General features: G+C 67.2%; 10 protein-coding genes. 5 read left to right on the top strand and 5 right to left on the bottom strand.

Annotation, left to right across the window (positions count from 1 at the left end; translation table 11 throughout):
• The coding region (locus B3E43_RS05205) for an AMP-binding enzyme (RefSeq protein WP_414631338.1) at positions 1 to 334 on the top strand (334 nt) is incomplete at its 5' end.
• Between the two features lie 4 nt (positions 335 to 338).
• Complete coding sequence (locus B3E43_RS05200) at positions 339 to 1,028, top strand: DUF1499 domain-containing protein (RefSeq protein WP_292027280.1); 690 nt, start codon at positions 339 to 341, stop codon at positions 1,026 to 1,028.
• Positions 1,029 to 1,031: 3 nt separating this feature from the next.
• Here B3E43_RS05200 and B3E43_RS05195 read toward each other — a convergent pair whose 3' ends face one another.
• Positions 1,032 to 1,934 (bottom strand): MBL fold metallo-hydrolase, encoded by a 903-nt coding sequence (locus B3E43_RS05195; protein WP_292027278.1) that lies wholly within the window; start codon positions 1,932 to 1,934, stop codon positions 1,032 to 1,034.
• 57 nt (positions 1,935 to 1,991) lie between these two features.
• Between B3E43_RS05195 and B3E43_RS05190 the strand changes: the two genes are divergently transcribed.
• On the top strand, positions 1,992 to 2,138 hold the full coding sequence (locus B3E43_RS05190) for a hypothetical protein (RefSeq protein ID WP_292027276.1): 147 nt from the start codon (positions 1,992 to 1,994) through the stop codon (positions 2,136 to 2,138).
• A gap of 3 nt (positions 2,139 to 2,141) precedes the next feature.
• Here B3E43_RS05190 and B3E43_RS05185 read toward each other — a convergent pair whose 3' ends face one another.
• Together B3E43_RS05185 and B3E43_RS05180 are read right to left on the bottom strand one after the other, a co-directional pair.
• The gene (locus tag B3E43_RS05185) at positions 2,142 to 2,540 is read right to left on the bottom strand and encodes a TIGR01244 family sulfur transferase (RefSeq protein WP_292027274.1); all 399 of its coding nucleotides are present in this window, start codon (positions 2,538 to 2,540) and stop codon (positions 2,142 to 2,144) included.
• 2 nt (positions 2,541 to 2,542) lie between these two features.
• Positions 2,543 to 3,058: a hypothetical protein gene (locus B3E43_RS05180; protein ID WP_292027272.1), complete on the bottom strand. Its 516-nt coding sequence runs from the start codon at positions 3,056 to 3,058 to the stop codon at positions 2,543 to 2,545.
• A gap of 290 nt (positions 3,059 to 3,348) precedes the next feature.
• On the opposite strand from B3E43_RS05180, the gene B3E43_RS05175 reads away from it, so the two are divergent.
• Together B3E43_RS05175 and B3E43_RS05170 are read left to right on the top strand one after the other, a co-directional pair.
• The gene (locus B3E43_RS05175) at positions 3,349 to 6,348 is read left to right on the top strand and encodes a TonB-dependent receptor plug domain-containing protein (protein WP_292027270.1); all 3,000 of its coding nucleotides are present in this window, start codon (positions 3,349 to 3,351) and stop codon (positions 6,346 to 6,348) included.
• Positions 6,349 to 6,503: 155 nt separating this feature from the next.
• On the top strand, positions 6,504 to 7,040 hold the full coding sequence (locus B3E43_RS05170) for a hypothetical protein (RefSeq protein WP_292027267.1): 537 nt from the start codon (positions 6,504 to 6,506) through the stop codon (positions 7,038 to 7,040).
• Positions 7,041 to 7,061: 21 nt separating this feature from the next.
• Here the strand turns inward: B3E43_RS05170 and B3E43_RS05165 are convergent, their stop codons facing one another.
• Together B3E43_RS05165 and B3E43_RS05160 are read right to left on the bottom strand one after the other, a co-directional pair.
• Positions 7,062 to 8,012: a class I SAM-dependent methyltransferase gene (locus tag B3E43_RS05165; RefSeq protein WP_292027265.1), complete on the bottom strand. Its 951-nt coding sequence runs from the start codon at positions 8,010 to 8,012 to the stop codon at positions 7,062 to 7,064.
• A gap of 100 nt (positions 8,013 to 8,112) precedes the next feature.
• Positions 8,113 to 10,058: vitamin B12 dependent-methionine synthase activation domain-containing protein (locus tag B3E43_RS05160; protein WP_292027263.1), on the bottom strand; the 1,946-nt coding region annotated here is incomplete at its 5' end.

The raw sequence follows: 10,058 nt of genomic DNA, 5'->3' as shown, positions 1-10,058 counted from the left end.
CAAGGACGTGATCAAGTCCGGCGGCGAGTGGATCAGTTCGATCGAGATCGAGAACATCGCCGTCGGCCATCCGAAAGTCGAACTCGCCGCCGTCATCGGCGCGGCGCATCCGAAATGGGATGAACGGCCGGTCCTGATCATCAAGCTGAAGCCCGATCAGGTGCAGAACAAGCAGGAACACCTCGACTTCCTGGAAGGCAAGATCGCCAAATGGTGGATGCCGGACGATGTCGTCTTCGTGGACGACATCCCCCTGGGCGCCACGGGCAAGATCGACAAGAAGCTCGTCCGCGAACGGTTGAAGGACTACCGCCTGCCGACGGCGGGGGCCTGAGACCATGGCGCGCCGCACGCCGGGCGCCGGTCGGGTCCAGGCCTTGGCCCTTCTGGCCGTCGCCGCGCCGTTTCTCGTGCTTGTCGCGGCTCTGGGGACGCGCGTGGGGGCCTGGCCGGTCGAGGTCGGCTATGACCTGCTGACCATGCGGGTCGGTTGGTTCGCCGCCTTCTTCGGCGCAGCGGCTGCTCTTGGCGCCCTGTTTCTGTCGCTCGGCAATTTCCGCAAATCGGGTGTGCTGGCGATCGCCGCCGTCCTGGTCGCCGGCGCGACCCTCGGCGGCTTCGTCTGGCAGAAGGCCCGCTTTTCAGCCGGGCCGGTCGAGAACGTCAGCACCGACCTGACCGAGGTTCCGGGTTTCGGCGACCTTGGCGACCAGCGGGGCGGGCAGGGGCCCGGTCCCGCCGTGGGGGTCGAGGCCTGTCCCGGCGCCCTGCCGGTCATGCGCCAGATCGCACCCACAGCGGCCATCTACGCGCTGGAACAGGCTGGCTTCACCCTGCGCGGCGCCGGCGTGGGCCGGGCTGACGGCAGCCGCAAGGGTTTCTGGTTCGGCGTCGACCATGACGCCGTGATCCGCATCCGTCCGGGCCGCACGGACATTCGCGTCGCCGCCCGTGACCACCGGCCCCACGGCGGCGAGGCCTGCCGCATGGCGACCGCCATCAGCGAAACGCTCCGCTCCGCCGGCTGAGGCTCAGGCCAGGGTCCAGTCCGCCTTGATCGTCGGCCCCGGCGTCGCCCGTACGACGCCCGTCCGCTCGAGTGCGATCAGATGAGCCCAGACAGACAGGCTCGCGGCCGGCCACAGCCGCGAATCGATGGCGGCATAGAGGACCGGAACCATGTCGGCGATCCGCCGATCTCCAGCCCTCAGTCGGGCCAGAACCTGCGTTTCGCGGGCCAGCCGGTGCGCCTTGTACGCTTCCAGAAACGGACCTGGTTCGGTGATCGGCGCGCCGTGGGTCGGCAGGATCGTTGAAAAACGGCGCGAGATCACCGCCTCCAGACTGGCCATATAGGCTGCCATGTCGCCGTCGGGCGGAGCCACGATGGTCGTGGACCAGCCCATGACGTGATCCCCGCTGAAAAGGGCGTTCTCCTCCAGCAGCGCGAAAGCCATGTGGTTGGAGGCGTGGCCCGGCGTGGCCATCGCCTCGATCACCCAGCCATCGCCCTGCATCCGCTCGCCGCCTGTCAGGACAATGTCGGGCGAAAAGGTCTCGTCGTGGTCCTCGTCCAGCGACTCTGAGGCATGGACCGTGCGCGCCGGCGGGCTGGCGGCCAGAACAGGCGCGCCGACGGCCTGCGCGAACGGTCGGGCGAGCGGCGCATGGTCGCGGTGGGTATGGGTCACCAGCACATGGCTGACCGTCTGGCCTTCCACCGCCGCCAGCAGGGCCGCCAGATGGGCGTCGTCCAAGGGGCCTGGGTCAATCACCGCCACCCCCGCGCCGGGCTCACCACCGCCGACGATGTAGGTCCCGGTTCCAGTGTAGGTGAACGGCCCCGGATTGTTCGCGATCACGCGCCGTATCAGCGGCGATACCGCATCGGCCCGCCCGTATTCGAACGCCGGCATCGGGACGAACGGGATCATCAGGCGCGGCCCATCCCTTGCGTTAGGACTTCGGTAACCTCTTGCGGAGTGTCCAAAGTGGCCGTTTCCATCGCCCTGGCTGTCTCAAATCGGCTCCAGCCCATAGCGGCGGCCTTCCTGTGTCTCATGGCGATGCAACTCGCCGTGGCGTCCTGCACGCCGGAACCGGTGCCCTACGCCACCCGCGTGGCCATCCTGCGCTAGGCCTTACAGCGGCACCCGCCCGAGATCGTAGCCCGCGGCCGCCGCGGTCGCACGCAGGTCTTCCGCATCCGCCCCCTTGAGGCGCTCCGACATCGCCCAAGCCGATGTCGAACGCATGCCGCTGCGGCAGAACATCACCGTCGGCACGCCGTCCGCCAGCAATTCTCCCACCGCCGCGACCTGATCCGGCGCCGGCAGTCCGGACACCGGAATCCAGGCGAAGCTCAAACCCGCATCCCGCGCCGCCGCTTCCATCTCCGCCGCTGTTGGCTGGCCGGGATCCTCGCCGTCCGGGCGGTTGCTGATCACGCGGCCGAAGCCGGCGGCCGCAAGCGCCGGCATGACGGCCGGGGAAAGCTGCGCCGAGACCGAGACGGTCGGCGACAGTGGACGCAGCGTCACCGCTACTGCCTCCGCACCCGGACGGCGCGGCTGCCGTCCACGGTCAACAGGAAGCTGCTCAGGGCGGCCTTGCGGACCCGGACGGGCTGTCCGGGGCGGTTCTGGAAGCGGACACGCTCGGAATCGATCTGGCGCCACACGCTGCCGTCGGCCAGCCGGAAGACCCAACGGCCTTCGCCGACCAGAGAGGCGCTCTCCAGTGTCGAGTCGATCGAATCGAGGGCCGCAGCCCCTTCCGGGCCGAACAGGCGGGGCAGGGTCGGCATCTCAAAGCCGAACAGCTGTCTACGGGTCTCGGCGACTCCCGCGCGGTCGATCACGACGACGTCGCCCTGGCGCTCGGCCGTGTCCAGCGCACCCGCCGCGGTATCGAAGCAGTTCAGCCGCGCCGCATTGTCGGCAATGCTGCGGCACGCCATGAGCCGCTCCAGCGTCTCGGGACGTTCCTGGGCGGGCGCCGCCTGGGTCGAGAGGGTCGAAGCCGCCGCCAGCGCCGCAAGGCCGGAAATCAATGACATCGGTTCAACCTCGACAAAAACCCGCTGAGGGCAGCCCGACTTCAGTCGGACAAGACGCCTCGACGGTCAACTCCTGACCCGCAACAGCGCCTGTGTCCGTATCGTGGCCTAAATACGACAGTTACGCTTCGACAGAGTTACAGTCCTGTAATTTGGCTGGCGAATGAGGCGGAGCGGCGCATAACCTTGGTCAACTGCGGTCGGATTCCGTCCGCGGGGGAAGGGAATATTCCATTCTAAGGCCGCGACGCACCGGAAAACGGCGCGCGTCGAACATCAGGAGACGACCTTTGAGAACCCAGAAAATCCGCAATCGGCTGCTGTCGACGACGATGATCGGCGGATTCGCCGCTCTCGCCTTCGCCGCGCCGGCCATGGCGCAGGACGCCGGAGCGTCACAGGACCTTGACGACGTCATCGTCACCGGTTCGCGCATTCCGCAGACCAACCTCGTCACCACCAGCCCGGTGACGCAGGTGACCGGCGAGGACATCGATGTGGCGGGCGTGACCCGGGTCGAAGACCTGATCTCGCAACTGCCCCAGGCCTTCGCCGCCCAGAACTCGACGGTCGCCAACGGCGCCACGGGTACGGCCACGGTTTCGCTGCGCAACCTCGGCTCGTCGCGCACCCTGGTGCTGATCGACGGTCGCCGGATGGGCTACGGCTCGCCGAACGACGACGCGGCCGACCTGAACCAGATCCCGGAACAACTGGTCGAGCGCGTTGAAGTCCTGACCGGCGGCGCATCCGCCGTTTACGGCTCGGACGCTGTCGCCGGCGTTGTCAACTTCATCATGAAGAAGGACTTCGAAGGCCTGCAGGTCGACGCCCAGTACGGCTTCTATCAGCACAACAACGATTACGACGGCGTCGGCAACCTGCGGGCTGAAATCGCCCGCCGCGCCCTGACCAACCCGGCCGAGTTCCGCCTGCCCGAAGACAACGTCTCGGATGGTGAGAGCCGTTCGCTGAACGTGACCCTCGGCGTTTCGTCGCCGGACGGCCGCGGCAACGTGATGGCCTACGCCGGCTACCGGAACAACAACCCGATCCTGCAGCGTGATCGCGACTATTCGGCTTGCGCCCTCGGCGCTCCGAACGCGGCCACGGGTCCGACGACCTACTCCTGCGGTGGTTCGGGCACCTCGTTCCCCGGCCAGTTCACGGACTTCTCGACCTTCGCCTACACGGTCGGCGCGGGCCGCACCTTCGTGCCCTACAACGCCAACGTTAACGCCTACAACTTCGGCCCGCTGAACTACTACCAGCGCCCGGATGAGCGTTACACCCTGGGCGCCTTCGGCCGTTACGAAGTCAACGACAAGGCGGAAGTCTTCGCCCAGCTGATGTTCTCGGACTATCAGTCGGTCGCGCAGATCGCCCCGTCGGGCAGCTTCTTCACCGTCGGCGACATCAACTGCGACAGCCCGCTCCTGTCGGCCCAGCAGCGCACGGCCATCGGCTGTACGCCTGCCATGATCCTGGCCGGCTCGCGCACTCCGATGTATGTCGCCCGTCGTAACGTTGAAGGCGGCGGCCGTCAGGACAGCCTGAACTACACCTCGTACCGCGGCGTCGCCGGTGTGCGTGGTGAGCTCGCCGCTGGCTGGAACTACGACCTCGCTGCCCAGTTCTCGCGGGTCCGCCTGGCGCGTACCTACCTGAACGACTTCTCGGCTACCCGCCTGACCCGCGCTCTCGACGTCGTCGACAGCGATCCGGGCCCCGGCGTCACCCCGACCTGTCGCTCGGTCGTCAATGGCACCGATCCGAACTGCGTGCCCTATGACGTCTTCGGCAACGGCACCGTGACCCAGGCCGCCCTCGACTACCTGCAGATCCCGCTGATCCAGACCGGTGAAACGACCCAGCAGGTCGTCACCGCCGCCATCACGGGTGACACGGGCTGGTCGATGCCGACCTCCTCGCGCACCGTCCAGGTCGCGTTCGGCGCCGAGTATCGCCGCGACGCCCTGGCATCCACCACGGACGCCGCCTTCGCTTCCGGCGACGGCGCCGGTCAGGGCGGCCCCACGATCGGCATCACCGGTGATGCGGACGTCGCCGAAGTCTTCGGTGAAATCCAGATCCCGCTGGCTGACGATCAACCCTGGGCCTACTCGGCCTCGATCGACGCCGCCTATCGTCGTTCGGAGTACGAGAACGTCGGGACCGACACCTACAAGATCGGCGCCGACTACGCCCCGATCGAGGACATCCGCTTCCGCGCCAGCTACTCGCGCGCTGTGCGGGCTCCGAACGTGATCGAACTCTTCGCCGCGCAGGGCTTCAACCTGTTCGACGCTGACAACGATCCCTGCGACGACCTGAACGACGACGGCGTGCTGAACAACAGCGTTCCGGCGGCGTGCATCGGCGCCGGCGGTCACCAGGTCACCCTGGCGCAATCCGACAGCGGCGCTCTGAACAGCCCGGCCGGCCAGTACAACTTCCTGGGCGGCGGCAACCCGTTCCTGAATCCCGAAGAAGCCGACACCTACACCTACGGTGTGGTGTGGACCCCGTCCTTCATCCCGGGCTTCAACATCTCGATCGACTACTTCGACATCCAGGTCGACGGCCTGGTCTCGACCGTGGGTTCTCTGAACACCTTCAACCTCTGCTACCAGCAGGGCGATGCGGCCGCTTGTAACCGCATCAACCGTAACGCTGGCGGCCAGCTCTGGGTCGGTACGGGCTTCGTCGAAGACCTGAACAACAACATCGGCGGCCTGGCGACTGCTGGCATCGACTTCAACTCCAACTATGCCTTCGATCTCGAAGACATGGGCATGGCGAACATGGGTTCGATGCAGCTGTCGTTCGTCGGCACCTATCTGAGCGAGCTGATCACGGACACCGGTCTGGGTGGCGCCGCGTCGGTCTATGACTGCACCGGCTTCTACGCCAACCAGTGCGGTACGCCGAACCCGGAATACCGTCACCGCGCCCGCGTCACCTGGCTCACGCCTTGGGACGTGGACATCTCGGGCACGTGGCGTCACTACGGCGAAGTTGAACTCGCCGTGCTGAACGGTACGACCGGCACGCTGAACAACGGCGGCACCCGTCTGGACCGCTACTTCGACGCCGAGAACTACTTCGACCTGGCGGCGACCTGGGGCATCACCGACACGGTGACCCTGCGTGCCGGCGTCAACAACGTGTTCGATAACGATCCGCAACTGTCCTACAGCGTGGGTACGACCGGCAACGGTAACACCTACCCGCAGCTGTATGACTCGCTGGGCCGTTACTTCTTCTTCGGTGTCACGGCCAACTTCTAGGGCCTGACGTCGAGAACATCTGGGGCGGCGGATCTTCGGGTCCGCCGCCCTTTTTGTTGCCAGAAATCCGCTCCGGGCCGCTGCCGCAGAAAAACCATCTGTCCTGTTCAAGCGTTGCGGCCTGACCTTCCCGTTGCACGATCCCGGATGTCTCCATGTTCCTCAGCCTCGTTGCCGCCTTCGTGATCTCTACCCAGACGCCTCCGCCGGTCCAGGACGAAGGGGTCATGTCCACCGCGCCGGGTGTCGATGCGGTCGAGGCTGAACGTTTCCGTGAGGCCGTGGCCTACGCCAATCCGATGCCGCGGGGCGCCCCCGAAGACGACTATCCGCTGGTCGCCTGGTGTGAGGCGTTGGTGAACGGACACGTTGCGCTCGGTGAAACCCTGACCAACGGCGACCCGCTGGATCAGGACATCATTCGCCTCGGCAAGCTGGAGGCGGTTGATTTCCGCTCCGCTCTCAACGCCGCCGAGCCGCGCCAGACCGCCGCCAGTCGCGCCGCCGCCGCCGCCGCGGCAGCCGAGGCGACCGCCAAATGGACCCCGCTGGTCGGTCAGGATGAGGTGGTCCGCAGCCAGGCCTTCGGTCTCTTCTTCGGCCTGCCGGGCCGCTGCGAGCACGCCGCCCGCCGCCTGCGTGACAACATCACGACCCCGCCGGCGACGCCCGCAGATGTGGGGCTGGAGTAGTCCTGCCCCCGGCGGGCCGGTCTAGGCCTTTCGGAACGCCACCCGCCAGCCGATCAGTTGACCTCCGCCGTCGATCATTTCGTCGCTTTCGGTCAGGACCAGACCGGCCCGTCCGGCCCGCAGGATGAAGAGATCCCGACCCGGACCGTCCAGCGCGGCCAGGGTCTGGCTTTGCTGACGGTGTCGCCAGGCCGCATTACCGGTTTCGAAGACGTCCAGCCGGGCGAGGGCGCTTTCCGGCTCAAAGGAGGCGACGCCCCTCGCCAGGTCATCGAGATAGCCCACAAAATAGCGCACCGGCTCGAACGCCGCCGTCGGCTGGAGCCGGCCGACGGCCTGCTGAACCGCGGTCCGCAGGGCCTCTTCCGCTGCGGCGGCGGGCAGGCCCTTGAGGTGGGCGGTGAAGGCGCGGCGGGCGTGGCGGATCGCGCCGGACTTGCCGAGAACCGCATCATAGGCCGCGATCTGATCCACCGTCTGCCGGGTGATGACGCTGTCGGAATGGTGGATCAGCATCAAGGCCCGACCGCCTGGCTTCAGCACCCGCCCCAGTTCCTGCAACGCGGACCGGGTGTCCGCATATTCGATCCCGAACTGTGACGAGGCGCCGTCGAACGACGCGGCCGGGAAAGGCAGCTTCTCCAGCGCGACGCCGCCCATCAGCCGACAGCCGTCGAGCGGTCGCGCACCGGCGCTCTCGATATCGGCATAGTCGACGCCGGTGATCGCGAACGCCTGGCCGGCGGATGCGGCTGTGCGGCTCGCATAGCCCGCGACCTGACCGTTGCCCGTAGCGACATCCAGCAGCTGGGCGCCGGCGCCGAATGTCTGGAACCAGCCGGCCCAGACCGGTTCGGTATCAAAGGCGATCGGTCCGGTCGGCGTCTGCACCGTCATGACGTCCGTGCGACCGCTGCGCCAGTAATCGCTCCAGTGCCAGCCGCGCCGCTTCTCGGATGGCGATGAGCTCATGCCGGCTCCAGTCAACTGTGCACAGGGACGGCGCCGGGCCTCGCCCAACGCCCTGTCCTGCTAGATGGACCAGCCGCTCCGGCCAGGCAACCGCCTCGCCTCAGGCCGCGTCGCTCCGCGCTGGAACGCCGGGATCGTAGTTGAGAATGGGCGCCAGCCAGCGCTCGGCGGTGGCCACGTCCCAGCCCTTGCGCCGGGCGTAGTCGGCGACCTGGTCCGGATCGATCTTGCCGACCCCGAAATAGTGGCTCTCTGCGTGCCCGAAATACAGACCCGAGACCGACGCCGGCGGCGTCATGGCGAAGCTCTCGGTCAGGGCCATGCCGGCGTTGTTTTCAGCCTGCAACAGCTTGAACAGCGTAGCCTTTTCCGTGTGATCGGGCTGGGCCGGATAGCCGGGCGCCGGACGGATGCCCTGGTATTTCTCGGCGATCAGGTCCTCGACCGTGGTGGCCTCGTCGGCCGCATGACCCCACAGCTCGGTCCGCACCCGTTTGTGCAGCGCCTCTGCGAAGGCCTCGGCCAGGCGGTCCGCCAGGGCCGTCGCCATGATCGACGAATAGTCGTCCCCCGCGTCCTTGAACCGCTTGGCGATCTCCAGCTCGCCATGGCCGGCGGTGACGGCGAAGGCGCCGATATAGTCCTGTCCGGTCTCCGCGACGAAGTCCGACAGCGCCAGGTTCGGCTTGCCGTTCGACTTTTTGATCTGCTGGCGCAGGGTGTGGAAGCGGGCGATCTCCTCGTCGCGGGTCTCGTCGGCCCAGACCACGATGTCGTCGCCGTCGGCGTTGGCGGGCCAGAAGCCGACCACCCCTTTGGCGGTGAACCATTTCTCGTCGATGATCCGCTTCAGCATCGCCTGTGCGTCCTTGAACAGGTCGCGCGCGGCCTCGCCGACGATCTCGTCCTCGAGGATCAGCGGATAACGGCCGATCAGCTCCCAGCTGGCGAAGAAGGGGGTCCAGTCGATGTGGTCGGCCAGATCGCCCAGGTCCCAGCTGTCGAAGGCGCGCACGCCGAGGAAGGACGGTGCGCAGGGCAGGGGCGTGGCCGGGTCCGGCTGGAAGCGGTTGCCGCGCGCGGCGGGCAGGGACGCCCGCGCCTTGACCTCCTGGCCCCGTGCATACTGCTCGCGGATGCGGACGTATTCGTCGCGCGTCAGGGCTTCGTTCTTCGCCCGCTCGGTCTTCGACAGCAGGCCCGAGACCACGCCCACGGCGCGGCTGGCGTCGATGACATAGGTGGTCGAGCCGCTGCGATAGCCGGGCTCGATCTTGACCGCCGTATGCGTCCGGCTGGTCGTCGCCCCGCCGATGAGCAGCGGGATGTTGAACCCGCGCCGCTCCATCTCGCGCGCCACGAACACCATCTCGTCCAGCGACGGCGTGATCAGGCCCGACAGGCCGACGATGTCGACCTTGTGCTCGACGGCGGCGTCGAGGATGCGGTCGGCCGGGACCATGACGCCCAGGTCGATGACCTCGTAGTTGTTACACTGCAGGACGACGCCGACGATGTTCTTGCCGATGTCATGGACGTCGCCCTTGACCGTGGCCATCAGGATGCGGCCCGCCTGTTCGCGCGGCTTGCCGGCCTTTTCGGCCTCCATATAGGGCTCCAGCCAGGCCACGGCCTGTTTCATCACCCGGGCGGACTTCACCACCTGCGGCAGGAACATCTTGCCCGAGCCGAACAGGTCGCCGACCACATTCATCCCGTCCATCAGCGGACCCTCGATGACGTGCAGCGGCCGGTCGAACGACAGCCGCGCCTCCTCGGTGTCGGCGTCGATGTATTCGGTGATGCCGTTGACCAGGGCGTGCTCGATCCGCTTGCCGACGGGCTGGTCGCGCCATTTCAGATCGACGACCCGGGCCACGCCCTTGTCGCCCTTGTAGTTCGGCGCGATGTCGACCAGCCGCTCGGTGTTCGAGACATTGGTCCGCTGCGGCCGGTTCAGGATCACGTCCTCGACCGCCTCACGCAGGACCGGGTCGAGCGTGTCATAGACGGGCAGGTCGCCGGCGTTGACGATGCCCATGTCCA

This window comes from Brevundimonas sp. UBA2416 (assembly GCF_002343105.1).
GTDB lineage: Bacteria > Pseudomonadota > Alphaproteobacteria > Caulobacterales > Caulobacteraceae > Brevundimonas.
Note: the sequence above shows the minus strand (reverse complement) of the source record. Positions and strands in the feature narration are given on the sequence as shown.

Excerpts from the sequence above, each read along its gene's own strand:
- B3E43_RS05165 (WP_292027265.1), bottom strand. The coding sequence starts at position 8,012 with ATGAGCTCATCGCCATCCGAGAAGCGGCGCGGCTGGCACTGGAGCGAT.
- B3E43_RS05200 (WP_292027280.1), top strand. The coding sequence starts at position 339 with ATGGCGCGCCGCACGCCGGGCGCCGGTCGGGTCCAGGCCTTGGCCCTT.
- B3E43_RS05195 (WP_292027278.1), bottom strand. The coding sequence starts at position 1,934 with ATGATCCCGTTCGTCCCGATGCCGGCGTTCGAATACGGGCGGGCCGAT.
- B3E43_RS05180 (WP_292027272.1), bottom strand. The coding sequence starts at position 3,058 with ATGTCATTGATTTCCGGCCTTGCGGCGCTGGCGGCGGCTTCGACCCTC.
- B3E43_RS05170 (WP_292027267.1), top strand. The coding sequence starts at position 6,504 with ATGTTCCTCAGCCTCGTTGCCGCCTTCGTGATCTCTACCCAGACGCCT.